Below are 26,648 nucleotides of genomic sequence, written 5' to 3' on the forward strand. Positions count from 1 at the left end.
GCTCCTTCGTCGTCACCCGGCGGGGTTGGCCGACACCGCTCCGTTCGTCAGCGCCGAGAGGCCCTCGTTCACGCCGATGATGCGCGCGTCGATGTCGGTGATGCCGAATCCAGCGAGACGCGTCGTGTGCTTGGCCACGTAGGCCTCGGCGCTCGCCGCATCGTCGAAGACGTAGACCCCGCCGGCCACGCCGCGTCCTGGATCCTCGGTCCAGATCTTCGACCTGAAGCCGGGTTCTGCGGAGATCTCGGCGGCGAGGTCGGTGAAGACGCCGACGGCGTCGTCACCCCACGGGCCTTCGGACAGCGGAAACTCGAAGTACGCGATGACTGGCATGGGCCAACGCTACGAGCGGATGCCGCGTGCCGCACGGGTCGCGTCACACGGCGCCACGGGGCCGCCGGCACTGCACATCATCGACCCGTGCGCCTCGGGGAAAGCCCGGAGGCACCGCGCCGCGCGACCTCGATACGCTGCGGCCATGCAGCGATCGAGCCGGTGGCGCGGTGCACGCGGTGGGGGCGGCAGGCGCGGTGGGGGCGGTACGAACGGCGGCGGAGCATGACCGGCCTCCGCGACGAGCGCGCCGGTTCGGTGCAACTGCCCGACCTGTGCGGGGCGCGCGCCCTCGTCACGGGCGCGAGCGACGGCATCGGCCTCGAGATCGCGCGCGCGCTCGCCGGCGCGGGCGCCGAGGTGATCATGCCCGTGCGCGACCGTGCGAAGGGCGAGCGGGCTCGTGAGCGCATCCGCGCAGACGATGCCGAGGCGCGCCTGCTCCTGGCCGACCTCGATCTCGCCCGGCTCGACTCGGTGCGATCCTTCGCGAGCCGGCTGAACGAGGAGGGGCGACCGGTCGACCTGCTCGTGCTGAACGCCGGCATCGTGCTGCTCGGCGACCGCGAGCGGCATATGAGCGTCGACGGCTACGAGCTGCACTTCCAGACGAACTTCCTCGGGCACGCGGTGCTCGTGCTCGGCATCCTGCCGCTGCTGCTGGCCGCCCCCGAGCCCCGGGTCGCGGTGCAGGCGAGCCTGGCCGCGGCATCCGCTCGACTCGATCTCGATGACGAGTTCGTGACGGGACGGTACACACCGCTGCGGGCCTACGCCTCGTCGAAGCTCGCATTGGGGCTCTTCGGCCTCGAACTCGGGCGGCGTCACGCGGCCGACGGCCTGCGGGTCGCCCTCTGCCACCCGGGCGTCGCCCCCGACACCGCCATCGCCGCCGACCTGCGGGCGAAGGCCGCCGGCTATCAGGCGCGACTGACGAGGCGCCTCGGCAACACGCCCGCGCAGGCGGCCGAGCCGGCGTTGGCCGCACTGACGACGGAGGTCGCGCCCGGCCGTGTCATCGCCCCCTCCGGCGCGTTCCAACTGTCGGGCCGACCCGTGCCGCGAAAGCTCCCGAGGCGGCTCGACGACCCTGCGGCCGCGGCGCGGGTGTGGGCCCTTGCGCAACGGATCGCCGCTGCGGGCGTACCCTGACGCTCTGGGTTCGGATGCGGCATCCGGGCCCCGTCACCGAATGGAGCGCATCGGCATGGAATTCGGACTGCACATCGCGGACTACACCTGGACGAGTGGCGCGCGCGACCTCGGGCCGGCGCTTGCACGGCACGTTCGCAACGCCGAGGCGAGCGGCATCGAGCGCATCACGGTCATGGACCACTTCTGGCAGTTGCCGGGCATCGGCCCGGTCGAGCACGAGATGCTCGAGGCCTACGCCACGCTCGGCTTCATCGTGGCGAACACCGAGAAGGCGCTGCTGCACACCCTCGTCACGGGGGTGATCTACCGCGAACCCGCGCTGCTCGTGAAGCAGGTGACGACGCTCGACGTGCTCTCCGGGGGCAGGGTCGGCCTCGGCGTCGGCGCTGCGTGGAACGAGCAGGAGTCCGAGGGCCTCGGCTTCGAGTTCCCGCCGGTCGCCGAGCGGTTCCGCCGACTCGAGGAGACCCTCCAGATCGCGCTGCAGATGTGGTCGGACGTCGACGACCCGTACGAGGGCGACGTCTACCGACTCGGCCGTACGCTCAATTCGCCGCAGTCGATCACGCGACCCCATCCCTACCTCATGATCGGCGGCAGTGGTGAGCGCAAGACGCTCCGGCTCGTCGCGCAGTACGCCGACGCCTGCAACATCGGCTTCACGCCCGAATCCGGCCGCAAGCTCGACGTGTTGCGGGCGCACTGCGACGCGGTCGGCCGCGACTACGACGACATCGAGAAGACCGCGATGATCCGCGTGCACGGCGACTCGACCGTCGAGGGCGTCGCCGCCACCGTGCGCGAGCTCGCCGACCTCGGGTTCACGGCGACCTACGTGTACTCGACCGGCATCGCCGAACCCGAGCGCGTCGTCGACCTCGTCTCGGCCGTGCGCGGCGCGACGCCCTAGCATTGGCGCATGTCGGTGCCGATCATCGCGCCGTCCGGCAGGTTCCATCTCGCGGGGCCTCCGGCGGCAGCGCGGCGGTTCCGGCGGTTCGACGACGAGGCCGCCGCATCCGAGGTGTGGAGCTTCGCCGCGCGCGTCGCATCCGGACTCGATTCCGCCTGATTCCGCCCCCACTTCAGGGCACACGCCGTGCGCGACCGGCGGGGAAGCGGTTGCCGCGCGGCGGGGATCCTCCGCGGGATTCCGCGGATCTCCCCGCCCCGGAAGGCAACCCGGTACGCCTTTCCCATCGCACGGCGGGAGCCGCCGCGAACCGCATGCGTTCGCATGTTCTGTCAGGATCGGCACGTTCCGGTCGATCGACTCGAGGCGCGCCCGAAGGCGGTCGCGTCCGATCCGCCGGCGTCCCTCCGTGCGCAGACCGCAGGGAGGGCTCGATGCCGCGCACCCGCGCGGCTCGAACCGATTGGGGAGTACATGTCCAAGTATCGTGTCGCGGCCGTCGTCGCACTGGCCGCCGTCCTCGCCGCACCTGCTGCGGCGGCGAACGCCGTGGAGGCCGACACCACGAAGCCGGTGCTCGGCGACTCGGTGTTCGCACCGGTCAAGGGCACCGCGACGTTCACCGTCCAGCAGGTCGAGTCGAACCCGCAGAAGGCCTACGTCGAGATCCAGCAGAAGGATGCGGCCGGCAAGTGGCAGAAGAAGGCAGGCCAGTGGTTCTTCGACACGAACACGTTCGCCTTCACCGTCGACACGGCAGCGCTCGCCGAGGGCGTGGCGACCCAGGTCAAGGTCAGCTCGTGGGATGACGAGGGCAACCAGGCGGGCAAGTCGTACCCGGTCGTGATCGACCGCACGAAGCCGCTCGCGACGCTCGTGACCCCGAGCACCGGCGGCCCGTTCGCCTCGTCGAGCATCGACATCCGCGTCGACGCGACCGACGCCGTCGGCCTCAACCGCATCACCGGCAACGTGTACGAGGGAACGACGCTCGTCAAGAGCACCTCGACGTCGGCGGCGGGCGCGCTCGCGGGCTCGCACGAGAAGTCCGTCACGCTGCCCGACGGCGAGTACTCGATCAAGTACAACGCCTCGGACCTCGCCGGCAACGTGTCGGCGACGGGCGCCTTCGGCTTCGAGATCGACACCACGGCTCCGCTCGTCATCCTGAAGGAGGGCACCGAGACGACGAACGGCATCTTCTCGACGGCCCCGAGCTTCAAGCTCGTCGACCCTGGCGTCGGCCAGATCGACTACGTCGAGGTCAACGGTGCGAAGCTCGAGCGCAGCAATGACAAGTGGTCGGACCTGAACGCCGACGGCTACACGCCGGCGCAGGGTGTCAACACGATCGTGGCCGTCGACACGGCCGGCAACCGCTCGGAGGCGCGCGTCTTCACCTTCGACAGCGTCGCACCGAAGGCGACCGTCAAGGGCGGCGAGACCGCCGGCAACGTGTACGCCACCGCGCCGAGCTTCAAGCTCGAGGACGCCGGCACCGGCAAGGTCGACTACGTGCTCGTCAACGGCAAGAAGTACGACCGCACCGACAGCAAGTGGTCCGACCTGAACGCGGGCAACTACGCCGTCGTCGCGGGCGAGAACACCGTCGTCGTGGTCGACACGGCCGGCAACTCGAGCACGTTCGTGTTCACCATCGCCGCGGCGTAGTCCACGGTGGCCCGCGACGGGCGGCATGGCCGACGGCCGTGCCGCCCGTCGCGCGCTCGGAGGCCTGCTCTAGCATTGGCCCATGTCGGTACCGACGAATCGCGTCCAGCTCGAGGCCGCCGCCGTGCGCGGGTTCCACCGCTTCGACGAGGCCATCGAGCGCATCCCCGAGGCCGAGCGCGAGGCGCCCTTCCCGCGCGAGGGCCGCGACCGCGACATCCGCGACCTGCTCGATCACCTGTACGCATGGCACCTGCTGCTGCTCGGCTGGCTCGATGCCGAGCGGGCGGGGGAGCTGGTGGCCTATCCGGCCGAGGGGCACACGTGGGCGCAGCTCGACGAGCTCAACGTGGCGCTGCGCGACCGGTATCGCAACGGCGGCACGCTCGCGACGGCTCGTGAACGGCTGCGCGAGAGCCACATGACCGTGCTGGCACGCGTCGAGTCGCTCACCGACGAGCAGTTGTTCGACCTGACGGGACACGAGTGGCTCGGGGGCCCGCTCGCCGAGCCCGTGCACGAATGCCTCGGCGGGCACTACGCGTGGGCGCTCGAGGCGCTCGACGCCGCACGTGCGTAGCATCGCAGCATGAGCCCTGAGCCCGATTCCGCCGGCACGCCGACCGTGACCGAGTCCGCGTTCGGCATCGCCGTCGCGCAGTTCGCCCCCGGCGCCGACCCCGCGGCGAACCTGGCCGAGATCGCGCGGCTCGCCGGGCTCGCGGCGTCCCGCGGAGCCGGGCTCGTCGTCTTCCCCGAGTACTCCAGCTTCTTCACCCCGCAGCCCGACGCCTCGTGGCTCGCGGCCGCCGAACCCGTCGACGGTGCGTTCGTGCACGCGCTCGCCGCGCTCGCAGACGGGCTCGGCGTGCACCTGGTGGCCGGCATGATCGAGCGCGTCGAGGGGGAGCAGCGGGTGTCGAACACCGTCGTCGCCGTGGCGCCCGGTTCCGGCGTCGTGGCGACCTATCGCAAGCTGCACCTGTACGACGCGTTCGGCCAGCGGGAGTCCGAGTGGGTCGCGCCCGGCACCGTCGAGGAGCCGGAGGTGTTCGAGGCCGGCGGTCTCCGGTTCGGACTGCAGACCTGCTACGACGCGAGGTTCCCCGAGGTCACGCGCCGCATCGTCGATGCGGGCGCCGACGTCGTCTGCATGCCCGCCGAGTGGGTGCGCGGTCCGTTGAAGGAGGCGCACTGGCGCGTGCTCACGACCGCCCGTGCCCTCGAGAACACGATCTTCGTCGCCGCGGCCGACCACGCCCCGCCGGTCGGCGCGGGCAACAGCATGATCGTCGACCCCATGGGCGTCGAGCTCGCGACCATCGGCGAGACGACGGATGTCGCGGTCGCCTGGGTCTCGGCCGAGCGCATCGCCGCGGTGCGCAGGGTCAATCCGGCGCTCGCGCTCCGCCGCTTCGACGTGGTGCCGCGCTGAGTCAGCCGGTCTGCGCGGCGTCGAGGCGTCGGGTCATCTGGATGCGGCGCTCCGACGTCGACAGCCCGTGATCCTGCTCGGCTCCCACGAGCCCGCGGTGGAACTCCGTGTCTGGCTCGGTCTCGACGAAGCCGCAGGTCTCGTAGAAGGGGGCGTTGAACGGCACGTCGGCGAAGGTGCGGAGCGTGATCCGGTCGTGGCCGCGGTGCTGCGCTTCGGCGGCGGCCGCCTCGACCAGTCGGCGCCCGACCCCGCGCCGGGTCGAGTCGGGCAGCACCGAGAGCTGCTCGAGGTGCGCGAGGTCGCCGACCTCGAGCACGTGCACGAATCCGATGCGGCGGTCGGTGCCGGTCTCGACGGCCATCAGCGTGAATCCGCGCTGGGCGCCGCGCTCGCGTCCGGTCGGCGCCGGCCGCCAGCTCTGCGGCCGCAGGAGCGCGATCAGCAGCTCGTCGGCCTCGTTCTCGATGGCCTCGGTGAGGTCGAGGTCACGTCGCGACGCATGGCGGATGTCGATGCCGGGCGTCTCGCCGGCCGTCATCGCGCCTCGAGCCGCGCGAGCCGCGTCGAGGCCTCCTGCAGCACCTCGAGGCGCTTGCAGAACGCGAACCGCACGAGGCTCCTGGTGTCGGCGCGGCGCTCGGGATGCACGAACGCCGAGATCGGCACCCCCACGACCCCGGCGAGCTCGGGCAGCCGCCGGCAGAACTCGGCGCCGTCGTCGAAGCCGAGGGGCGCGGCATCCGCCACGATGAAGTACCCGGCCGAGGGCGGCGAGATCTCGAACCCGGCGGCGACGAGCCCCGCGGCCAGCACGTCGCGCTTGGCCGCGAGGGCGGCCGCGGCATCCGCGAACACCTGATCGGGCAGGTCGAGGCCCGTGGCGATCGCGGGCTGGAACGGCGCGCCGTTGACGTAGGTGAGGTACTGCTTGACGGCGAGGATCGCGGTGACGAGGGGTGCCGGGGCCACGAGCCACCCGATCTTCCACCCGGTCGTGCTGAACGTCTTACCGCCCGACGAGATGGTGACCGTGCGCTCGCGAGCGCCGGGCAGCGTCGCGATCGGCACGTGCGCGCCCTCGAACACGAGGTGCTCGTAGACCTCGTCGGTCACGATGAGGGCGTCGTGGCGCTCGGCGAGCTCGACGATCTTCGCGAGCACGTCGGCGTCGAACACCGCTCCCGTGGGGTTGTGGGGCGAGTTGACGATGATGAGGCGTGTGCGCGGGCCGACGACCGAGGCGAGCTCGTCGAGGTCGGGCCGCCAGTCGGGGAACCGCAGCGGAACCGTGCGATGCACGCCGCCCGCCCTCGCGATGAGCGCCGCGTAGGCGTCGTAGTAGGGCTCGAACGTGACCACCTCGTCGCCGTCGTCGACCAGGGCGAGGATCGTCGCCGCCAGTGCCTCGGTCGCGCCGGCGGTCACGAGCACCTCGGAGGCCGGATCGGCCTCGATGCCGTACCAGCGCAGCTGGTGGCGGGCGATGGCCTCGCGCAGCACGGGCATGCCGGTGCCAGGCGGGTACTGGTTGACCCCGTCGGCGATGGCCCGGCGCGCGGCCTCGAGCACCTCGGCCGGGCCGTCCTCGTCGGGGAAGCCGTGTCCGAGGTTGATCGCGCCCGTGCGGGTCGCGAGCGCGCTCATCTCGGCGAAGATCGTCGCGGCGATGCCGCCGTCGGGCGCGAGCAGGCCGGCGCCGGCGGCTGTGCGCTGCCACGGTCGAAGCCGTGCGGACGACGACGGATGCACCCTCGGATTCGGTGGGAGATCGCTCACGCTCTCACCGTACGGCAGGCTGCGGCGGGTACGCTGACCCACGGCGTTCCAACCGCTGGCTTCCGCACTCGGAGCCTTCACCGCCGGGGGATAGCGAAGTCATAGACTTCGCCGATGCCCCGCACAGGTTGCGGCGAGAAGCTGGCTTCGCTTTGGAAGGAGCACACCATGACCGACAGCACCGACGGACGCAACACTCCCGATGGCGAGCAGGCCCCTGAGGCCGCTGCCGCGAAGTCCGTGACGTCCGAAGTCCCCGCAGCCCCCGCGACCGACGGCTCAGCCGCCCCGGTCGCCGAGACCACGCCCGAGGCGCAGGTCGCACCCACGACGGATGCCGCCGGCGACGTCGTCGAGCCCGTCGCCGCTCCGGTCGACGAGGCGCCCGTGCCCGCCGCCCCGGCAGCACCCGCCACCCCCGCAGCACCCGCTGCCCCGGCCGCCCCGGCGCCCGTGCAGGCCACCGGCACCGTCTACACGCCGGGCCAGGCGCCCCAGCCGTACGCCGCGACCGCCGCAGCTCCCGCCCGCGCGGCGACGCCGACGGCCCCGATCGCGCCGCAGGCGTCGACGGGCGAGACCGCGCCGCTCGCACAGCCCGGCCAGGTGCCGCCCGCATTCGGCGGCCCCCGCCCCGGCGAGCACGAGTCGACCCACGCGGGCGTCCCGCCGTACCAGCCGGGCGCAGGAGGCCCCGCGGTCGCCGGCCAGCCCAAGAAGCGTGCAGGCTTCGGCCTCATCGCGGCGGTCGCCGTCGCGGCCGCCCTCATCGGCGGAGCGTCGGGCGCGGGCATCACGGCCCTCGTGACCTCGAACGACCAGGGCACGACCTCGAGCGATGCGGCCGACACGCAGAACATCGTCGTCAACGACACCGACTCGGTGAACCAGATCACGGCGGTCGCCGCGAAGGCGAGCCCGAGCGTCGTCACGATCTCGGTCTCCGGCAGCAGCGCCGGCGGCACGGGTTCGGGCATCATCCTCTCCGACGACGGCTACGTGCTCACGAACACGCACGTCGTCACGCTCGACGGCGAGATCGCCGACCCGACCATTCAGGTCAAGACGAGCGACGGCCACCTCTACGCGGCCACGGTCGTCGGCACCGACCCGCTCTCCGACCTCGCGGTCATCAAGCTCACCGATGCGTCGGGCCTCACGCCGCTCGAGTTCGCCGACTCCGACGAGCTCAACGTCGGCGACACGGCCATCGCGATCGGTGCGCCGCTGGGCCTCTCCGGCACGGTCACCAACGGCATCGTGAGCGCTCTGAACCGTTCGATCGACGTGGCCTCCTCGGCCGCGCCGTCCACGCCCGACGACTCCACCGAGGGCGACAGCGGCGACGGGAGCGAGGGCGGCGACGGCGGGTCCGACAGCCCGTTCGACTTCTTCTTCGACCTGCCGGACGGCGAGGGCGGATCCGGTGGCGAGCAGCAGCCGCAGCAGTCGGCGACCAGCCAGGTCTCGCTGCCCGTGATCCAGACGGATGCCGCGATCAACCCGGGCAACTCGGGCGGCGCGCTGCTCGACTCCGACGGAAAGCTCATCGGCGTCAACGTCGCGATCCTGTCGACGGGTTCGTCGTCGGAGTCCGGCAACATCGGCGTCGGCTTCGCGGTGCCGGCGAACCTCGCCGCTCGCGTGGCGCAGGAGATCATCGACACCGGTTCGGCCACGCACGGCCTGCTCGGCGCGGTCGTCACGTCCGCCGAGAGCGACGGCACGAGCGACACCGTCGGTGCGCTCATCGCCGAGGCGCCGGCATCCGGTGGCGCCGCGGCCGACGCGGGCCTGCAGGCCGGCGACGTGGTCACCGAGTTCAACGGCGTGCCGATCACCGACCAGACCGACCTGACCGCGCAGGTGCGCGCGCTGCCCGGCGGTGCGAAGACCACCGTCACCTACACGCGCGACGGCGAGTCGAAGACCGCCGACGTCACCCTCGGCACCTTCGAGGGCTGAGCGGGCGAGACAACCGCGATGCGGGGCCGGACCACATGGTCCGGCCCCGCCTTCGTCGTCTCCGCGCGCCCTTCGGGCAGGCGCGGCGCAGGCTCCTCGGCCCTGTGCTCCGCGGGTTCGGCGACCCGGCCCACCGCAGGTTCGCAGCACGGCGGCTGCTAGGCTCGATCGACCCGATCACGAGTGAGGAACATGCCCGAGCAGCACCACCAGGCGACTCCGTCGCCGCTCGTCGGAGTCTCCTACGTGATGCCCGTCCTGAACGACGCCTCCCATGTGCGGCAGGCGGTCGAATCGATCCTCGCGCAAGACTACGAGGGCCCGGTCGAGGTGCTCATCGCGCTCGGTCCATCGATCGACGGCACCGCCGAGCTCGTGGCCGATCTCGCCGAGCGCGATGCCAGGGTTCGCGTGCTCGACAACGAGGCCGGGTCGACGCCGGCCGGGCTGAACCTCGGCATCCGCACCGCCGTGCACCCGGTCGTCGTGCGGGTCGACTCGCACTCGATGCTCCCAGCCGACTACACGCGCGTCGCGGTCGACGTGCTCGAGCGCACGGGCGCCGACAACGTCGGCGGCATCATGGACGCCCAGGGCATCACCCCGTTCCAGCAGGCGGTGGCACTGGCGTACACGACCAAGGTCGGACTCGGCGGAGGCTCGTTCCACGTCGGCGGTCAGGCCGGTCCGGCCGACACCGTGTACCTCGGCGTGTTCCGTCGTGAGGCGCTGCTCCGCGTCGGCCTCTTCGACGAGCGCATCAAGCGCGGGCAGGACTGGGAGCTCAACCGGCGCCTCCGCGCCGCGGGCGGCATCGTGTGGTTCACGCCCGAGCTCGCCGTCACGTACCGTCCGCGCGCCTCGCTCGAGCGCCTCGCCAGGCAGATGTTCTCGACGGGCCTCTGGCGCGGCGAGCTCGCACGCAGCTTCCCGGGGGCCAGCGGCATCCGGTACTTCATTCCCCCGGTCATGGTCGTCGGCGTGTTCGTCGGGCTGGTGCTCGGCCTCGCCGGGCTCGTGCAGGCCGCGGTCGGTGCGACGCCGTGGCTGCTGCTCGGGTTCGCGATCCCCGCGGTCTACCTCGTGTTCGTGGTGCTCGCGACGCTCCTCTACGCCCGCGGGCACGGCGTGCGCACGGCGTTGTGGTTTCTCGTAGTCTTGCCATGCATCCACGTCTTCTGGGGGGCCGGGTTCGTTCCGGGGTACCTCGCGTTGACCAGCAACATCGCACAGCACACGGGAAGGTGACACGCATGTCGCAGACCGACCCGCATCCGGCGAGGCCCTCGAGCATCGCCGAGCTCCGCGCCGTGGCGCAGCCGCCAGAGGTGCGCGGCCGACGCAACGCCGAGCACTGGACCGCGTCGCTCTACCTGCGGCGCTTCTCGCCGTACCTCACGTGGTGGCTGCTGAAGACACCGATCTCGGCCAACGGCGTGACCGCGCTGATGATCCTCGTTGGCTGGTCGACGGCCGCCGCGCTGCTGATCCCCGGCGTCTGGGGCGCCCTGCTCGCGGTCGTGCTCGGCCAGCTGCAGATGCTCGTCGACTGCTGCGACGGCGAGGTCGCCAGGTGGCGCCGCACGTCGTCGCCGGCCGGCGTGTTCCTCGACAAGGTCGGCCACTACTCGACCGAGGCGCTGATCCCGCTCGCCCTCGGCATCCGCGCGGCCGCCTACCCGCTGGAGTTCCCGGCCGACTTCCTCTTCACGACGCTCGGCGCGCTGCTCGCGCTCGTCATCGTGCTCAACAAGGCCCTCAACGACATGGTGCACGTGGCGCGCGCCAATGCCGGCCTGTCGAAGCTGGCCGACACGCACGGCGAGACCGCGCCGCGCGGCGGCCTCGTCGCGAAGCTCCGCAAGGCCGCCCGATTCGTGCCGTTCCACCGGCTCTACCATTCGGTCGAGCTGACGCTCATCGTGTTCGCCGCATCGCTCGTCGGGCTCGTGTTCGGGCAGCCGCTCGTCGACCGCATCGTGCTCGTCGCGCTGGTCCCCCTCGCGATCCTCGCCGTCATCGGGCACTTCGTCGCGATCATGGCGTCCAACCGTGTCCGTTCCTGACGCGCATCGCGTCGAGGTCGTCCTGCCTCGCGTCGGCGTCGTCGTGCTCACCATGGGCAAGCGGCCCGACGACCTCGCGCGCGGCATCCGGAGCGTGCTCGACCAGCGCGACGTCGAGGTCGACGTCGTGTGCGTCGGCAACGGCTGGGACCCGGCCACCGCGCACCCGGCGCTGCCCGACGGCGTCAAGACCCTGCACCTGCCCGAGAACCTCGGCATCCCCGCGGGGCGCAACGCGGGCGTGCCCGAGGTCGAGGGCGACACGCTCTTCTTCCTCGACGACGACGCGTTCCTGCCGAGCACCGGCTTCCTGAGCGACGGATGCCGCATGCTCGCCGAGCGACCCGAGCTCGGCCTCATCCAGCCGCGCGTCGTCGACCCCACCGGGCTCGCGTCGCCGCGTCGATGGATCCCGCGCATCCGCAAGGGAGACCCCGCGCACTCCTCTCCCGTGTTCTCGTGCTGGGAGGGCGCGGTGCTCATGCCCCGTCGCGTGTTCGACGCCGCCCGTGGCTGGGCCGACCCCTTCTTCTACGCGCACGAGGGCATCGAGCTCGCGTGGCGGGTCTGGGACACCGGGCACGTCGCCTGGTACGCGGGCGACCTCGAGGCCGCTCACCCGGTCATCGATCCGGCGCGTCACGCCTACTACTACCGGCTCAACGCCCGCAATCGCGTGTGGCTCGCTCGGCGCAACCTCCCGCTCGTGCTCGTGCCGTTCTACGTCGGATCATGGACCGCCATCCAGGTGCTGCGGTGGGCCAGGCAGCCGGCGGCCCTGAAGGCGTGGTTCGGCGGCTGGCGGGCCGGCTGGCGCGAGAACCCGGGGGAGCGCCGTCCGATGCGCTGGCGCACGGTGTGGCGCATGACCCTCGCCGGGCGTCCTCCCGTCGTCTGAATCGTCGGCCGAGCTGCCGTCGGCCGAGCGGCCGTCGGCGCGGGTAACGATCGGCTCTCGGTCGCGGAACGGGCGGCCGTCTGCGGCATCCGATCAGGCGCGCCTCGCTACCCTTGCCGAGTGGGATTGAGAAGAGATGCGCGCCGCGCCGTCAAGCTGGCCAAGGAGATCATCTGGTCGCGACGGGCGCAGCGGTCACTCGGCACGAAGCTCAAGGAGCAGCCGCCGCTCGAACCGCACCGGTTCAGGGTCGGCGTGTACTTCGCCGACGGCCAGGTCAACCTCTATCAGCTGCGTCAGTGGTACGCCCCCCTCGCCGAGCTCGCGGAGCGGCACCCCGTGCTGCTGCTCAGCCGTGCCTCGGGCGCCGCGCTGAAGCTGCTCGACGAGTCTCCGCTGCCGGTGGCCTACGTGCGTCGCGTCGCCGACCTCGAGCGGGTCGTGCACGAGCAGGACCTGCACGTGATCTTCTACGTCAACCAGAACGCCAAGAACTTCCAGATGATGCGGTACGGCCGCCGCTGGCACGTGTTCATCAACCACGGCGAGTCCGACAAGATGTACATGACGACGAACCAGTTCAAGGCCTACGACTACGCGCTGATCGCGGGCGATGCGGCCAGGGCCCGCCTCGACAAGGTGCTCTGGGACTACGACTTCGACAAGCGGGCGATCCCGATCGGGCGTCCGCAGGCCGACCACTACCTCGACGGCACCGAGCTGCCGTACACGCCCGACGGGCGCGAGGTCGTGCTGTACGCGCCCACCTGGGAGGGCGACCGCGACGCCGCGGCCTACGGGTCGGTCGCCACGCACGGCGTGAACCTCGTGAAGGGCCTCATCGCGACGGGCCGCCATCGGGTGATCTACCGCCCGCATCCGCGCTCGGGCGTCGTCGACCCCGCCTACGGCGCCGCGAACCAGCAGATCATCCAGGCGCTCGCGACGGCCAACGCGGCCGATCCGTCGGCGAAGCACTTCTACGACCACGGGCCGAAGCTCGGCTGGCAGCTCGCGGCGGCCGACGTCGCGATCGTCGACATCTCGGCGATGGTCTACGACCGGCTCGCCGCCGGCAAGCCGCTGCTGATCACCCGCCCGGCGAACCCGGCGGCGCAGATCGACACGAGCGGCTACCTGCAGGCCTGCGAATGGCTCTTCGCGACCGATCCCGCGGCGCTCGTCACGCGCGTCGACGAGGTCGCGCACGACGCGGCCGCACTCGAGCGCCTCGGGTTCTGGGTCGAACGCTACTTCGGCGACACGACGCCCGGCGTCACGACCGAGCGGTTCCATGCCGCGGTCGACCACCTCATGGCCGAATGGGAGCGCTTCGCCGCGATCCACGCCGCCGACGGCGAGATCGACGAGCACGACGAAGAGGCCGACGACGACGAGGTCGAGCCGCTCGGCTGACCTGGGCCAGCGGTCAGCGGTCGGCGGTCGGCGGGCTCGACTCGGTCGGCTCGATGCCGGGTTCGGCTTCGAGGGCGGAAGCCGCGGCATCCGCCGTCTCGTCGGGCTTGGCCTCGCGGCGGGTGAGGCGCGCGGTGGCCGTGCGGATGCCGCGGCTCGTCGCCGTGGCCGCGGCGCCGACCGAGAGGCCGACCCGTGCGAGCCGGGCGCCGGTCGCCTGCAGCAGCGGCGTCGACTCGGAGGGCTCGAGCACGAGCGGCAGCCGGGCGGGCGCCTGGCCGAACGCGAGCCTGGACTGCTGCAGCACCTTGCGGCCGAGCAGGTGGTTGCCGGTGCCGCCGATGGCCGCGCCGATGCCGAACGGCAACGCCTTGCCGATGATGCCGGCGCCGCCCTTGACGGCGAACTGCTTGATGAAGGTGGCGCGGAGGCGGTCGACGACGGGGCCCATGAGCGCGCGGGGGAGTCCGTTCGTGATGAGCTCGCCCCAGTACGCGTCGCGGGCGATGCCCTTGCCGCCCGCCTGACCCGCGAACTGGCGCACGAGGTCGACACCCTCGCGGCCGAGCATGAGGGTCATCACGAGTGCGCGGGCGCGATCGGGGTTGTCGATGGCGATGCCGTGCACCTCGGCGACGGACTGCGCGAACAGCGCGGTCGCCTCGAGGAACCCGGCGGTCTCGAGGCCCGACAGCGCGAGCGTCACGCCCGTGCCGATGCCGGGGATCACGGCGGTCGCACCGACCGCGGCCCCGCCCGTCGTCACGGCGGCGAGGTAGCGCCGCTCGAGCATGCGCACGAGTTGCTCGGGGGTCGCGAGCGGGGCGCGGCGACGGATGCTGCGGATGTGCGCGACGACCACGGGCCGCTGGATCGAGAGCACGAGGTCGATGCCGCGATCGACGCCCGACGGCTGGTCGGAGACGCGGGTCTCCCCGGGCTGCGCGCCGTCGCGTTCGGCGTTCGGCTCGGACGGCATGGAGCCGTCCATCGAGGAGATGTCGTACACGCGTTCGGGCATGCGGCGATGATACGTGAGCGCGCTGGGGCGGCGCCGGGGGTTGCGCGGATGCCGCGAGTCAGGCAGGACGCCGGTTCAGGTCGTGCCGTACTCGGCGTTGTACCGGTCGAGCACGTCGCCGATCGGGCCGTCGAGCTGCAGCGCACCGCCGTCGAGGTAGAGGCCGCGGGTGCAGAACCGGCGGAGGTCGCGTTCGTTGTGCGACACGAAGAACATCGTGCGGCCGCCCGCGAGCAGCTCCTCGATGCGGGCGTAGCACTTCTCGCGGAACGCCTTGTCGCCGACGGCGAGTACCTCGTCGACGAGCAGGATCGGCTCCTCGAGCTGCGCGATGACGGCGAACGCGATGCGCACCTTCATGCCGCTCGAGAGGTGCTTGTACGGCGTGTCGAGAAAGGCGCCGACGCCCGAGAAGTCGACGACCTCGTCGAACTTCTCGTCGATCTGCGGCCGCGTCATGCCGTGCAGACCGGCGGTCAGGTACACGTTGTCGCGCACGGTGAGGTCGTCGACGAAGCCGCCGGTGATCTCGATGAGCGGGGCGACGCCCCCGGTGACCTCGACGGTGCCCTCGTCGGCGATCATCACGCCGGCCACGAGCTTCAGCAGGGTCGACTTGCCCTGGCCGTTGCGGCCGACGACCCCGATCGCCTCGCCGGGGCGCACCGTGATCGACACGTCGCGCAGCGCCCAGAACTCGTCGGGGCGGGTGCGGCGGCGGCGGCCCGCGAGCAGGTCCTTGAACGAGCGCCGGCCGCGCCGATTGCGGCGGAACCGGATGCCGAGGCCCTCGGTTCGGATCGCGTACGGCTCGTCGTGCGCGAGCGCGGTGGCAGTGGCATCCGTCATCAGATCTCCTTCAGCACCTGGCGAACGCTGCCGCGGAACACGAGCAGGCCCACCGCGAGGATCGCGCCCGACATGAGTGCGGCGATGACGACGTCGAACCAGTCGAGCTCCTGCGGGAAGAACGCCGAGCGGTACAGGCCGAAGATGCCGGACAGCGGATTGAACGCGGCCCACACGTGCAGCTGGCTCGGCAGGTCGGCGACGCCGTAGATGATCGGCGACGCGTAGAACAGGAAGCGGAGGGCGAGCTTGACGGCGCGCTCGAGGTCGCGGAAGAAGACGACGAGCGGCGCGACGATGAGGGCGACGCCCGCCGTGAGCACGGCCTGGATGGCGATCGCGAGCGGGAACAGCAGCAGGTTCCACGTCACCGGCGCGTGGAACACGATCGCGAAGAGCGCGAGCACCGGCAGGGCGAGCAGGAACTCGATGCCCTTCGAGAGCACGATGCGGTTCACCCAGATCGTGCGCGGGATCATCGTGGACCGCACGAGCTTCGCGTCTTTCAGGAACGCCCGCGTCGAGTCGGAGATCGCGCCGTTGAACCACATCCACGGCAGCAGCGCCGACAGCAGGAACACGATGTACGGGTCGGTGCCGACGCCCTTGTCGAAGACCTGGGTGAACACGAACCAGTAGATGCCGGCCATCACGAGCGGGTCGAGCACCGACCACACGTAGCCGAGGGCCGACGTGGAGTAGCGCACCTTGAGGTCGCGGGTGGTGAGCAGCCAGAGGGAGTGCCGATAGCGGGACCACCGGGTGCGCTGCAGCGGGTGGGCGTCGCCGTACGCGACCGAGGTGGTGCTCATCACGATCTCATCGTAGATGCCCGGCGACGGTAGATTTGGAGCGGCGCCGTCTGCGGCGCCCCTGAGAGGAGCGTCGTGCGGCGTACAACCACCCGTGTCCTGCTGAGCTGCGCGGCGATCGGCGTCGGCGGCGGGCTCGTCGCCGGGGCGTCCGGCTACCTCGCCGCGGCGTTCGCGGCCTTCGGCCCGCTGTTCTACGGCATCACGGTCGGCGCCCACTTCCTGCCCAGCATCGTCGCGCTGGCACTGCTCAAACGGCCAGGCACCGCGGTGCTCGCCGGCGTGATCGCGGGGCTCGTGGGCGCCGTCTTCGCGCCGTGGTGGATCGGCCGGTTCGTCGGCACCGGGCTGCTCGTCGGCGCGCTCATCGAGGTGCCGTTCCTCATCACGCGCTACCGGCGCTGGAGTCCGTGGATGTTCTACATCGCCGCGGTGTTCTCGGGCGTCGTGCTCGCGATCGGTGTCTTCATCGGCCTCGGCGCCGAGCACTACACCGTGTGGGCGTGGGCGATCGCCCTGCCGCTCTGGGTGCTGAGTCCCGTCGCGTTCACGTGGATCGGCCGACTCATCGCGGCGAGGCTCGCACGGGCCGGCGTCGCGCAGTCGGCCGGCGAGACGCCGTAGCCGAGCGCGCCAGAGATGCGAAGAGCGGATGCCGGTGGCATCCGCTCTTCACTGCTGTGTCGAACTGCATCGTCGGCGTCGTGCGAACGCCGACATGCGATCACACGAAGTGGTTCGCCCGCTCGAGGTCTTCGGCGAAATCGATCTCGACCGCGTAGAGGTCGGTGATGTCCATCGGCTCGACGAGCAGGCCGTTCTTCTCGATGGCGAGCTCGAGGCCGCGCTCGAAGTAGTCCTGGTCGCCCACGCGGCGCAGGTGCGCGAGGAACGTGGCCTTGTCGCGGCTCGAGATGTAGTTGATGCCGACTGCCTCGCCGAGTCCGCCCTTGACGGTCTTCGAGAGCTCCTTCACGTAGCCCTCGGCGCTGATCGTGTACTTCACCTCTTCGTCGGAGACCTTGGCGTGGTTCACCGTGACGAACGACTGGTCGCGGGCGATGTACGGCAGTGCGCGGTCGAGGATGCGCGGGTCGAAGACGACGTCGCCGTTCATCCAGAGCACGCCGCCGGCCTGCGAGGCCGCGAGGGCGCGCATGAGCGACTTCGACGTGTTCGTCTGGTCGTACTCCTCGTTGTAGACGAAGGACGCCTGCGGGAACGCCTCGATGATGTGCTCGAGCTTGTAGCCGACGACGATCGTCACATCGGTGCCCGCGCCGAACGCGTGCTCGATGTTGTCGAACTGCTGGCGCATGATGGTGCGGCCGTCGCTGAGCTCGGTGAGCGGCTTGGGGAGGGAACGCCCGAGCCGGCTCCCCATGCCGGCCGCGAGAATCACGATCTGGGTGGTCATTGCTGCTCCTTCGAGAGTCGGATGCCGCGGCCTCGGTGTCGAGATTTAACACGCAGTTCATCCGGAAGATCTGTTGAAGACACACCTTTATGCCGTGATCAGCGTAGCGGGCGCCGATAACGGTTGGCTGAATGATCTCACGCTTCGTAGCGCGATCGTGATGCGGCGCACAGGAGATCCACAGCGTGCCCGGCCGGTGAGAGCGTCGTACACGCGCGCCGGACCGCCAGGCGTTGATAGGTTTGCGTGGTGACTTCTGTTTCGCGCTCCGAATACGACGACGAAGCTCCCGAAGGCACGGGCACGGGGGTGTCTGCCGACCGGGGGCCATCCGACGAGCGCGCCGCGGGCGACGGCGCCACCGAGCCCGCCCGGGCGGCGGCGCCGAAGCGCGCGCCGGCCAGGAGAACGGCCGCTGCATCGGCCAAGAGCGCTCCTGCCGACGGCCCCGAAGCCGAGGGCGCTCCAGCGAAGACCACGCCCGCGAAGCGGGCGGCGAGCAAGGGCACGCCTGCCAAGGCGCCGGCCGCGAAGACGACCGCTGCGAAGGCGCCGGCCGCTGCCGCGAAGACCACGGCTGCGAAGACCACGGCTGCGAAGTCGACCGCCGCGAAGGCCGCAGCCGCGAAGAGCGCCGCAGCGAAGGCGGCCTCGGGCGAGGCCGAAGAGAGCGGCGTCGAGTCGGCTGGTTCGAAGCGCACCGCGGCGTCGCGGGCTGCTTCGGCCGGTGCCGCCTCGGCGCGCACGGATGCCGCGAAGTCCGCGCGCACTGCGCGCACCGCGGCGAAGACCGAGGCTCCCACCGCTCGCTCCAGGGCCGCATCCGCGGCGGCGAAGCAGCGGCAGACGCAGCGCGTCGCGGCGGCGATGACGACCGAGACCACCGCCGCCGAACGCACCCCGCGCAAGACCGTCGACGAGGTGCTGCCGGTCGAGTTCGCGCCCGTCATCGTCACGCCGGTCGTGGAGGCCGCCCCCGTCGACGAGGCCGCCCCCGTCGTGGAGGTGGCGCCGATCGCGGAGGCCGCTCCCGTCGTCGTCGCGCCGTCAGCCGACGTCGCACCCGAGCCCGAGCCCGAGCCCGAGCCCGCCCCCGAGCCCGAGTCCGTCGTCGATGCGCCGGCCGAGGTGGCGCCGATCGTCGCTGCCGCTGCCGCAGCTGCAGTCGTTGCGGAAGCACCGGTTGCGGAAGCACCGGTTGCGGAAGCGCCGGTCGAGGAAGCGCCGGTCGAGGCCGAAGCCGAAGCGGTCGCGGAGACCCCGGTCGAGCTCGCGCCGGACGAGGCCGTGCCCGTCGTCGAGACGGCCGACACCGACACCGACACCGTCGGCGAGACGGCGGTCGCCGTCGCGGTCATCGCTGCGCCGACCAAGGCCACGCCGCGCAAGAAGCGCACGCTCCGGGTGGCGAGGTCGGCACCGCCCGCCGACGCACCCCGCGTGCTCGCGGTCGACGGCCTCGTCAAGCACTTCGGCGGCAACACCGCGGTCGACCACATCTCGCTCGACGTGCGCGCCGGGTCGTTCTACGGCATCGTCGGACCGAACGGCGCAGGCAAGACCACGACGCTCTCGATGATCACCGGCCTGCTGCGCCCCGACGAGGGCACCGTGCACATCAACGACATCGACGCATGGGCCGACCCGCTGGCGGCGAAGCGCGCCACCGGCGTGCTGCCCGATCGGCTGCGCCTCTTCGACCGGCTCACGGGCGGGCAGCTGCTCTCGTACTCCGGTTCCCTGCGCGGCCTCGACAACCGCACGGTGCGCGAGCGCAGCGCCGACCTCATCGCGGCCTTCGGGCTCGACGATGCGATCGACCGCCTCGTCGCCGACTACTCCGCGGGCATGACGAAGAAGATCGCGCTCGCCTGCGCCATGATCCACGCGCCGCGCCTGCTCGTGCTCGACGAGCCGTTCGAGTCGGTCGACCCGGTCTCGGCGGCGAACCTCACCGACATCCTCGAGCGCTACGTCGCGGGCGGCGGCACGGTCGTGCTCTCGAGCCACGGCATGGACCTCATCGAGCGGGTGTGCGACTCGGCGGCGATCATCGTCGGCGGGCGCGTCCTGGCATCCGGAACCCTCGACGAGGTGCGCGCCGGGCAGACGCTCGAGGACCGATTCGTCGAACTCGCCGGTGGGCGCCAGGCAGCGGAGGGCATGGAGTGGTTGCACAGTTTCTCCGACTGAAGCTGCGGCTGCTCGGCAACATCTTCCAGCGAAGCCCGTGGCAGATCGTGGGCATCTCGCTCGGCATCGTGTACGGACTCGTGATGTCGGTGCTGCTGTTCGGCGCGCTCGTCGGGCTGCGCGCCGTTGAAGACGTGACGCTCGTGCGCGACGGCCTGATCGTCGCCGGAAGCCTGACGATGATCGGCTTCGTGGTCTTCCCGCTGCTGTTCGGCACCGACGACACCATGGATCCGCGGCGGTTCGCGCTGTTCGGCATCCCCGATCGCACGCTCGCGCTCGGTCTCGCGCTCTCGGCGATGATCGGCATCCCGGCCATCGTGCTCGGCATCGTGCTGCTCGGCACCATCGTGACCTGGTCGCGCGGGGTCGGCGAGGTGATCTTCGCGATCCTCGGTGCCGCGCTCGCATTCGCGACGTGCCTCCTCGTGGCGCGGGTCGCGACCTCGGTCGCGTCGCTCCTGCTCGCGACCCGCCGCGCGAAGGAGATCGGGGGTGTGCTCGGCCTCGTCGTGCTCGTGCTGCTCTCGCCGGTCATCGTGGTGCTGGTGACGCTCGACTGGCAGACCGACGGACTCCTCTTCCTCGAGGGGCTCGCCAACGTGCTCGGCTGGACGCCGCTCGGCGCCGCGTTCGCGGTTCCGGGCGATGCGGCCGCCGGCCTCTGGTTCGTCGCGATCGCGAAGCTGCTCATCGCGGCGGCGAGCCTCGCCGTGCTCTGGCTCGGCTGGCAGGCGCTCGTCGCCCGCATGCTCGTCACCCCCGGCCGCGAGGCATCCGCGAAGCAGTACCGGGGCCTCGGATGGTTCGATCGGATGCCGGGCACCGCCGCAGGTGCGATCGCCGCGCGTAGCCTCACCTACTGGGGTCGCGACGCGCGCTACTGGGTGTCGATCGTGATGCTGCCGCTCGTGCCGCTCATCGTGCTCGTGCCGCTCACGCTCGCCGGATTCCCGCTGACCGTGACCGCGCTCATCCCGGTGCCGCTGCTCTGCCTGCTGCTCGGCTGGACCCTGCACAACGACACCGCGTACGACAGCACCGCGGTCTGGCTGCACGTCGTCTCCGGCGTGCGCGGCAGGGCCGACCGGCTCGGCCGGCTCATCCCGGTGCTCATCGGCGGCATGCTCGTGATCGGCGTCGGCGCCGCGTTGACCATGATCGCGATCGACGACGACACCGTGCTGCCCTCCCTCATCGGCGTCAGCACGGCGCTGCTCTTCGGCGGACTCGGCGTCGGCTCCATCGGCTCGGCGCGGTTCCCGTACCCGGCCGTCAAGCCCGGCGACTCCCCGTTCCAGCAACCGCAGTCGACGGGCGCGATCTCGGCGCTCGTGCAGTCGATCACGATGCTCGGATCACTCCTGGTCGCGGCCCCCGCCGTGTACTTCGCCTACCTCGGGCTCACGGGCGACGCCAAGTGGCACGCGATCTCGTTCATCGCCGGAACCGCGGCGGGCGTGCTCGTGCTCGTCATCGGAGTCCTCGCCGGCGGCCGCGTGTTCGACCGGCGCGGGCCGGAGATCCTGGGCGCCGCGCTCCGCGCCTGACCCGTGCTCGCAGCCGGTCGCTTACTGCATCCGCGTCGTCGCGGCGCGTCGGTCGTCGCATCGGCGACGACCGGGCGGGGTGCGCATCGCTGGCCGTAGAATCGACCCATGATCAAGTCCGTGAACGCCAGCATCGCCGATCCAGACGCCCCTGGCGGAGCCACCTCGGTGCTCGACCGCGAACTCGAGAAGCTGCTTCAAGACGAGGCCATCGAGCCGGGCGACCACGAGCGCTTCTCGCACTACGTCAAGAAGGACAAGATCCTCGAGTCCGCGATGACCGGCAAGCCCGTCAAGGCGCTCTGCGGCAAGAAGTGGACGCCCGGGCGCGACCCCGAGAAGTTCCCGGTGTGCCCGACGTGCAAAGAGATCTACGAGCAGATGAAGAAGGGCTGAGCGCCCGCTCCAGCCGAGTTCCGCGCGGGCGAGCACCGCGAGGACCGCGACGACCGGCGTCCGAGGCCCGGTGCCGGACTCCGGTCAGCGGTACGTCGTCGGGATCGCGGCGTCGCCGCGTCCGAGCCGGAACGCCTCGATCGGCAGTTCCTGCATGACCTCTGCGCGGTGCGCCCTGGCCGCCGCGGTGCCCTCTGGCCCGAGGTGGGCGGCATCCGCGACCCCGCCGGTCATGAGCGGAACCATGAGCGGGCGCAGCCGGGTGCCCGGCTCGAACTCCGCCTCGCCGCCCGGGCCATCGCCGATGAACACGAGCTCCTCGCGGGCCGTGCGCGTGGAGTCGAGGCGCCGAGCCGCGTTCTTGCGGCCGCCGACGCTCGCCTTCGAGACGGAGGCCTTCGCGACCGGGACCCAGTCGCCGGCGTCGTCGCGACGGGCGACGAGCTTGAACACCATGCCGGCGGCGGGGGAGCCCGAGCCGGTCACGACGGACGTGCCGACGCCGTAGGCGTCGACGGGAGACCCCGAGAGGCCGGCGATGGTGAACTCGTCGAGGTCGCTCGTGACGGTGATGCGCGTGCCGACGGCGCCGAGCTCGTCGAGCTGGTCGCGCACGCCAGCGACGACGGCGGGCAGGTCGCCCGAGTCGATGCGCACGGCGCCGAGCTCGGTGCCGGCGACGCGCACGGCGGTCTCGACGCCCTGCCGGATGTCGTACGTGTCGACGAGCAGCGTCGTCTTGGGGCCGAAGGCCTCGACCTGCGCGCGGAACGCCTCCTCCTCCGAGTCGTGCAGCAGCGTGAACGCGTGCGCGGCGGTGCCCATGGTCGGGATGCCCCAGGTGCGGCCGGCCTCGAGGTTCGAGGTCGCATCGAACCCGGCGATGTACGCGGCGCGGGCGGCGGCCACTGCAGAGCGTTCGCCGGTGCGGCGCGAACCCATCTCGGCGAGCGGGCGCCCGAGCGCGACCGACACCATGCGTGCGGCGGCGCTCGCGACCGACGAGTCGAAGTTCAGCGTCGACAGCACGAGCGTCTCGAGCATGACCGCCTCGGCGAAGGTCGCCTGGATCGTCAGCAGCGGGGATCCGGGGAAGTACACCTCGCCCTCGCGGTATCCCCACACGTCGCCGCGGAACCGGTAGTCGGCGAGCCAGTCGAGCGTCTCGGGCCGCACGACGCGATTGGCGCGAAGCCACTCGAGCTCGGCCTCCTCGAAGCGGAACTCCGTGATGAGCTCGAGCAGCCGCCCTGTGCCGACGACGACGCCGTAGCGGCGCCCGTCGGGCAGGCGGCGCGCGAACGCCTCGAAGAGGCTCTCCCGGTGCGCGGTGCCGTTCTGCAACGCGGCATCCACCATGGTGAGCTCGTATCGGTCGGTGAGCAGTGCTGAGGACCCGGTCACGTCGATCAGCCTACCGACGGATGCCGCGACGCGGCGTTCGCCCGGCGGACTCGCCGCGCGACCGACTCGCCTAAGCTGGACTGTCGTGACGGATGCACCGATCGGGATCTTCGACTCCGGCGTCGGAGGGCTCACAGTGGCCCGAGCCGTGAAGGACCAGTTGCCCAACGAGTCGATCCTCTACATCGGCGACCTCGAGCACTCGCCCTACGGGCCGAAGCGCATCGCCGACGTCCGCGGCTACGCGCTCGCGGTGCTCGACGACCTCGTCGCGCAGGGCGTGAAGATGCTCGTCATCGCCTGCAACACGGCATCCGCCGCGATGCTCCGCGACGCGCGCGAGCGCTACGACGTGCCCGTGGTCGAGGTGATCCAGCCCGCCGTTCGGCGTGCGGTCGCGACGACCCGCAACGGGCGGGTCGGCGTCATCGGCACGGCCGGAACGATCTCGTCGCGCGCCTACGACGACGCGTTCGCCGCGGCCCCCCACCTCGACCTGCACACGGTCGCCTGCCCGCGGTTCGTGGAGTTCGTCGAGGCGGGTGTCACGAGCGGCGCCGAACTGCTCGCGGTCGCCGAGGAGTACCTCGCACCGCTGCGCGCCGCCGACGTCGACACGCTGGTGCTGGGCTGCACGCACTACCCGTTCCTCAAGGGCGCGATCTCGTACGTCATGGGCGAGCGCGTGTCGCTCGTCTCGAGCGACGTCGAGACCGCCAACGACGTGTACCGCGTGCTCGTCGGCAACGACATGGAGCGTCGGTCGGCCATGCCGCCCACCTACCGCTACGAGGCGACGGGCGGCTCCACGAGCGCGTTCCTCGACCTCGCGCACCGACTCATCGCCCCCGAGATCCCGAGCGTCGAGCTCGTCGAGACGGGCGCGGTCACCATTCCAGACCAGGTACGACTTCGACAGGAGAACGCATGACCGAGGCACCAGCCCCCATCGTCCGCGCCGACGGCCGCGCACCCGACGACCTTCGCGAGGTGAGCATCGAGCGCGGCTGGAGCGAGCACGCCGAGGGCAGCGCGCTCATCTCGTTCGGCCGCACCAAGGTGCTCTGCACGGCGAGCTTCACGAACGGCGTTCCGCGGTGGATGTCGGGCAGCGGCAAGGGCTGGGTCACGGCCGAGTACGCCATGCTGCCGCGCGCGACGAACACGCGCAACGACCGCGAGGCCGTGAAGGGCCGCATCGGCGGGCGCACCCACGAGATCAGCCGCCTCATCGGCCGCAGCCTGCGGGCCGTCGTCGACATGAAGGGCCTCGGCGAGAACACGATCCAGATCGACTGCGACGTGCTGCAGGCCGACGGCGGCACCCGCACGGCGGCGATCACGGGCGCGTACGTCGCCATGGCCGACGCGATCGAGTGGGCGCGCGGCAAGAAGTTCATCGGCCAGAAGGCGCAGCCGCTCATCGACTCGGTCGCGGCGATCTCGGTCGGCATCGTCGCCGGCACGCCCATGCTCGACCTCGCGTACACCGAGGACTCCCGCGCCGAGACCGACATGAACGTCGTCGCGACCGGTCGCGGCCTCTTCGTCGAGGTGCAGGGCACCGCGGAGGGCGCGCCGTTCGACCGCCGGGAGCTCGACGCGCTGCTCGACCTGGCGCTGGGCGGCACCGCGTCGCTCACCGAGATCCAGCGTGCCGTGCTGGCCGAGGCCCGGGCGAACGCGTGAGCCTCGAGATCGTCCTCGCGACCCACAACGCGCACAAGGTCGGCGAGTTCCAGCGCATCATCGGCGAGCGGATGCCGCACGTCGCCGTCGTCTCCTACGACGGACCCGAGCCGATCGAAGACGGCGTGACGTTCGCCGAGAACGCGCTCCTCAAGGCGCGTGCGGCGGCGGCGCACACCGGACGCATCTCGCTCGCCGATGACTCCGGCATCGTCGTCGACGTGCTGGGCGAGGCCCCCGGCATCCTCTCGGCACGGTGGGCCGGTCACCGGGCCGGCGACGAGGCGAACCGCCGCCTGCTGCTCGACCAGCTCTCCGATCTCGCGCGCCCGAACCGCGGTGCGGAGTTCCGGTGCACCATCGCGCTGGTCGTGCCCGACGGGCTGATCCCCGGCGGCACGGAGTTCGTGGCCGAGGGTCGCTGGCGCGGCACGGTCGCATACGAGCCGCGCGGGTCGCACGGCTTCGGCTACGACCCGATCTTCGAGCCCGACGGCCACGAGATCACGGCGGCCGAGCTGACGCCCGACGAGAAGAACGCCAAGAGCCACCGGGCGCTCGCGTTCGTCGAGCTGCTGCCGGAGCTCGAGCGCGTCGCCGGGCTGGTGGGCGAGCCCGAGGCCTGAGAACGCGACTCATTCCCATCACGGGCGGGGCCGGCAAACGCCGCATACGCTTGACGTGATGGCGCACTCACACGATCACTCGCACGGCCACGCCCATGGCGCGGCGAATCGCACCCGGCTCTGGATCGCGATCGCCATCATCGGCGTGTTCCTCGTGGTGCAGGTCGTCGGCTCGGCGCTCACCGGGTCGCTCGCGCTGCTGGCCGACGCCGGCCACATGTCGAGCGACCTCATCGGCCTCGTCGTGGCACTCATCGCGGCGACCGTCGCGGCACGTCCGGCGACCGACCGCCAGACCTACGGGTACCGACGCGCAGAGGTGCTCGGAGCGCTCGTGAACGGCGTGATCCTCGTGGTCGTCGCCGTGACCGTCGCGATCGGCGCGATCTCCCGACTCGTCTCGGGCGCGGCCGGCGAGGCCCACGAGGTCGCCGGCGGCGGCATGCTCATCGTCGGCGCCGCGGGTCTCGTCGCGAACATCGCCGCGATGCTCGTGCTGCGGGGCGGCGCGAAGGACTCGATCAACCTGCGCGGCGCGTACCTCGAGGTGCTCGGCGACATGATCGGCTCGGTGCTCGTCATGATCGCGGCCCTCGTGATCGTGCTCACCGGGTTCGACGCCGCCGACCCGATCGCCTCGATCGGCATCGCGGTGCTCATCGTGCCGCGCGCGATCTCGCTGCTGCGCGACGTCGTGCACGTGCTGTTCGAGTCGGCCCCGGTCGACACGGATGTCGCGGAGATCCGTGAGCACCTGCTCGGCACGCCGGGCGTGGTCGCCGTGCACGACGTGCACGTCTGGCAGATCACCTCGGGTCAGCCCGTGTTCTCGGCCCACGTCGAGGTCGAGCCCGAGGTGTTCGCATCGGGTCGCACGGGCGAACTCCTCGACGAGCTCGGCGGATGCCTCGCCGCGCACTTCGACGTCGAGCACTCCACGTTCCAGCTCGAGCCCGCCGGCCGTGCCGACCAGGAGCAGGGCACGCACCGCTGAGCGGCGGCATCCGCCGGACGGGGGTTTGCGCCGTGCGCCGCATCGACCTGCTCACCGGCGACC

Annotated in this window: 27 protein-coding genes; 19 read left to right on the forward strand and 8 right to left on the reverse strand. The window is 71.4% G+C overall.

Features of this window, described 5'->3' with window-relative positions:
• Positions 1-12: 12 nt before the first annotated feature.
• The gene (locus tag ASE68_RS07515) at positions 13-336 is read right to left on the reverse strand and encodes a YdhR family protein (protein ID WP_055856919.1); all 324 of its coding nucleotides are present in this window, start codon (positions 334-336) and stop codon (positions 13-15) included.
• Positions 337-561: 225 nt separating this feature from the next.
• On the opposite strand from ASE68_RS07515, the gene ASE68_RS07520 reads away from it, so the two are divergent.
• The 6 genes from ASE68_RS07520 to ASE68_RS07540 all read left to right on the forward strand — a co-directional run bounded on the left by ASE68_RS07520 (position 562) and on the right by ASE68_RS07540 (position 5,510).
• On the forward strand, positions 562-1,488 hold the full coding sequence (locus ASE68_RS07520) for an SDR family NAD(P)-dependent oxidoreductase (RefSeq protein ID WP_055856921.1): 927 nt from the start codon (positions 562-564) through the stop codon (positions 1,486-1,488).
• Positions 1,489-1,543: 55 nt separating this feature from the next.
• On the forward strand, positions 1,544-2,401 hold the full coding sequence (locus ASE68_RS07525; RefSeq protein ID WP_055860926.1) for an LLM class F420-dependent oxidoreductase: 858 nt from the start codon (positions 1,544-1,546) through the stop codon (positions 2,399-2,401).
• Between the two features lie 9 nt (positions 2,402-2,410).
• Positions 2,411-2,563 carry a hypothetical protein gene (locus tag ASE68_RS20170; RefSeq protein WP_157421582.1) on the forward strand — a complete coding sequence of 51 codons (153 nt, stop codon included), beginning with the start codon at positions 2,411-2,413 and terminating at the stop codon, positions 2,561-2,563.
• A gap of 315 nt (positions 2,564-2,878) precedes the next feature.
• The gene (locus ASE68_RS07530; RefSeq protein WP_055856924.1) at positions 2,879-4,075 is read left to right on the forward strand and encodes a hypothetical protein; all 1,197 of its coding nucleotides are present in this window, start codon (positions 2,879-2,881) and stop codon (positions 4,073-4,075) included.
• Between the two features lie 82 nt (positions 4,076-4,157).
• The gene (locus ASE68_RS07535; RefSeq protein ID WP_055856927.1) at positions 4,158-4,655 is read left to right on the forward strand and encodes a ClbS/DfsB family four-helix bundle protein; all 498 of its coding nucleotides are present in this window, start codon (positions 4,158-4,160) and stop codon (positions 4,653-4,655) included.
• A 9-nt stretch (positions 4,656-4,664) separates the two neighbouring features.
• Positions 4,665-5,510 (forward strand): carbon-nitrogen hydrolase family protein, encoded by an 846-nt coding sequence (locus ASE68_RS07540; protein ID WP_055856930.1) that lies wholly within the window; start codon positions 4,665-4,667, stop codon positions 5,508-5,510.
• Position 5,511: 1 nt separating this feature from the next.
• Here ASE68_RS07540 and ASE68_RS07545 read toward each other — a convergent pair whose 3' ends face one another.
• Together ASE68_RS07545 and ASE68_RS07550 are read right to left on the reverse strand one after the other, a co-directional pair.
• On the reverse strand, positions 5,512-6,051 hold the full coding sequence (locus ASE68_RS07545) for a GNAT family N-acetyltransferase (RefSeq protein ID WP_055856933.1): 540 nt from the start codon (positions 6,049-6,051) through the stop codon (positions 5,512-5,514).
• Positions 6,048-7,289, reverse strand: a complete 1,242-nt coding sequence (locus ASE68_RS07550; protein ID WP_235480785.1) for a pyridoxal phosphate-dependent aminotransferase — start codon at positions 7,287-7,289, stop codon at positions 6,048-6,050. The genes ASE68_RS07545 and ASE68_RS07550 overlap by 4 nt, the downstream gene beginning before the upstream one ends.
• A gap of 168 nt (positions 7,290-7,457) precedes the next feature.
• Between ASE68_RS07550 and ASE68_RS07555 the strand changes: the two genes are divergently transcribed.
• The 5 genes from ASE68_RS07555 (at position 7,458) to ASE68_RS07575 (ending at position 13,634) form a co-directional block, all read left to right on the forward strand.
• Complete coding sequence (locus ASE68_RS07555) at positions 7,458-9,254, forward strand: S1C family serine protease (protein ID WP_082462106.1); 1,797 nt, start codon at positions 7,458-7,460, stop codon at positions 9,252-9,254.
• A 192-nt stretch (positions 9,255-9,446) separates the two neighbouring features.
• Positions 9,447-10,502 (forward strand): glycosyltransferase family 2 protein, encoded by a 1,056-nt coding sequence (locus ASE68_RS07560; protein WP_055856939.1) that lies wholly within the window; start codon positions 9,447-9,449, stop codon positions 10,500-10,502.
• Positions 10,503-10,507: 5 nt separating this feature from the next.
• Positions 10,508-11,320: a CDP-alcohol phosphatidyltransferase family protein gene (locus ASE68_RS07565; RefSeq protein WP_055856944.1), complete on the forward strand. Its 813-nt coding sequence runs from the start codon at positions 10,508-10,510 to the stop codon at positions 11,318-11,320.
• 52 nt (positions 11,321-11,372) lie between these two features.
• Positions 11,373-12,218, forward strand: coding sequence for a glycosyltransferase family 2 protein (locus ASE68_RS07570; protein ID WP_055860932.1), 846 nt, complete (start codon positions 11,373-11,375; stop codon positions 12,216-12,218).
• Positions 12,219-12,338: 120 nt separating this feature from the next.
• Entirely contained in the window at positions 12,339-13,634 is a 1,296-nt protein-coding gene (locus ASE68_RS07575; RefSeq protein ID WP_055856948.1) for a CDP-glycerol glycerophosphotransferase family protein, read from the forward strand.
• A gap of 13 nt (positions 13,635-13,647) precedes the next feature.
• Here the strand turns inward: ASE68_RS07575 and ASE68_RS07580 are convergent, their stop codons facing one another.
• From ASE68_RS07580 to ASE68_RS07590, 3 genes are all read right to left on the reverse strand, one after another.
• A complete protein-coding gene (locus ASE68_RS07580; protein WP_235480786.1) occupies positions 13,648-14,655 on the reverse strand; it encodes a hypothetical protein in 1,008 nt (335 codons plus the stop codon).
• Positions 14,656-14,730: 75 nt separating this feature from the next.
• Positions 14,731-15,504 (reverse strand): ABC transporter ATP-binding protein, encoded by a 774-nt coding sequence (locus ASE68_RS07585; protein WP_055856951.1) that lies wholly within the window; start codon positions 15,502-15,504, stop codon positions 14,731-14,733.
• The gene (locus ASE68_RS07590; RefSeq protein ID WP_055856954.1) at positions 15,504-16,316 is read right to left on the reverse strand and encodes an ABC transporter permease; all 813 of its coding nucleotides are present in this window, start codon (positions 16,314-16,316) and stop codon (positions 15,504-15,506) included. Before ASE68_RS07590 ends, ASE68_RS07585 begins: the two co-directional genes overlap by 1 nt.
• A gap of 75 nt (positions 16,317-16,391) precedes the next feature.
• Here ASE68_RS07590 and ASE68_RS07595 point away from each other — a divergent pair, with 75 nt between their 5' ends.
• Positions 16,392-16,940: an ECF transporter S component gene (locus ASE68_RS07595; protein WP_055856957.1), complete on the forward strand. Its 549-nt coding sequence runs from the start codon at positions 16,392-16,394 to the stop codon at positions 16,938-16,940.
• Between the two features lie 100 nt (positions 16,941-17,040).
• On the opposite strand, the gene ASE68_RS07600 is transcribed toward ASE68_RS07595, so the two are convergent.
• Entirely contained in the window at positions 17,041-17,733 is a 693-nt protein-coding gene (locus ASE68_RS07600) for an NTP transferase domain-containing protein (RefSeq protein WP_055856960.1), read from the reverse strand.
• Between the two features lie 249 nt (positions 17,734-17,982).
• On the opposite strand from ASE68_RS07600, the gene ASE68_RS19825 reads away from it, so the two are divergent.
• The 3 genes from ASE68_RS19825 to ASE68_RS07615 all read left to right on the forward strand — a co-directional run bounded on the left by ASE68_RS19825 (position 17,983) and on the right by ASE68_RS07615 (position 21,872).
• Positions 17,983-19,926: an ABC transporter ATP-binding protein gene (locus ASE68_RS19825; protein ID WP_235480787.1), complete on the forward strand. Its 1,944-nt coding sequence runs from the start codon at positions 17,983-17,985 to the stop codon at positions 19,924-19,926.
• A complete protein-coding gene (locus tag ASE68_RS07610) occupies positions 19,902-21,476 on the forward strand; it encodes a hypothetical protein (protein WP_235480788.1) in 1,575 nt (524 codons plus the stop codon). The genes ASE68_RS19825 and ASE68_RS07610 overlap by 25 nt, the downstream gene beginning before the upstream one ends.
• 108 nt (positions 21,477-21,584) lie before the next feature.
• Complete coding sequence (locus ASE68_RS07615) at positions 21,585-21,872, forward strand: DUF3039 domain-containing protein (RefSeq protein ID WP_055856962.1); 288 nt, start codon at positions 21,585-21,587, stop codon at positions 21,870-21,872.
• Positions 21,873-21,956: 84 nt separating this feature from the next.
• On the opposite strand, the gene ASE68_RS07620 is transcribed toward ASE68_RS07615, so the two are convergent.
• Positions 21,957-23,276 (reverse strand): nicotinate phosphoribosyltransferase, encoded by a 1,320-nt coding sequence (locus ASE68_RS07620; RefSeq protein WP_082462108.1) that lies wholly within the window; start codon positions 23,274-23,276, stop codon positions 21,957-21,959.
• 85 nt (positions 23,277-23,361) lie between these two features.
• Between ASE68_RS07620 and murI the strand changes: the two genes are divergently transcribed.
• The 4 genes from murI to ASE68_RS07640 are packed head-to-tail and all read left to right on the forward strand — an operon-like array spanning position 23,362 to position 26,585.
• Positions 23,362-24,207 carry a glutamate racemase gene (gene murI / locus ASE68_RS07625; protein ID WP_055856965.1) on the forward strand — a complete coding sequence of 282 codons (846 nt, stop codon included), beginning with the start codon at positions 23,362-23,364 and terminating at the stop codon, positions 24,205-24,207.
• Positions 24,204-24,965: a ribonuclease PH gene (gene rph, locus ASE68_RS07630; protein WP_055856968.1), complete on the forward strand. Its 762-nt coding sequence runs from the start codon at positions 24,204-24,206 to the stop codon at positions 24,963-24,965. The genes murI and rph overlap by 4 nt, the downstream gene beginning before the upstream one ends.
• Positions 24,962-25,591, forward strand: a complete 630-nt coding sequence (gene rdgB / locus ASE68_RS07635) for an RdgB/HAM1 family non-canonical purine NTP pyrophosphatase (RefSeq protein WP_055856970.1) — start codon at positions 24,962-24,964, stop codon at positions 25,589-25,591. The genes rph and rdgB overlap by 4 nt, the downstream gene beginning before the upstream one ends.
• A 58-nt stretch (positions 25,592-25,649) precedes the next feature.
• Positions 25,650-26,585: a cation diffusion facilitator family transporter gene (locus ASE68_RS07640; protein ID WP_055856977.1), complete on the forward strand. Its 936-nt coding sequence runs from the start codon at positions 25,650-25,652 to the stop codon at positions 26,583-26,585.
• The last annotated feature ends 63 nt before the right edge of the window (positions 26,586-26,648 follow it).

The organism is Agromyces sp. Leaf222 (assembly GCF_001421565.1).
Classification (GTDB): domain Bacteria; phylum Actinomycetota; class Actinomycetes; order Actinomycetales; family Microbacteriaceae; genus Agromyces.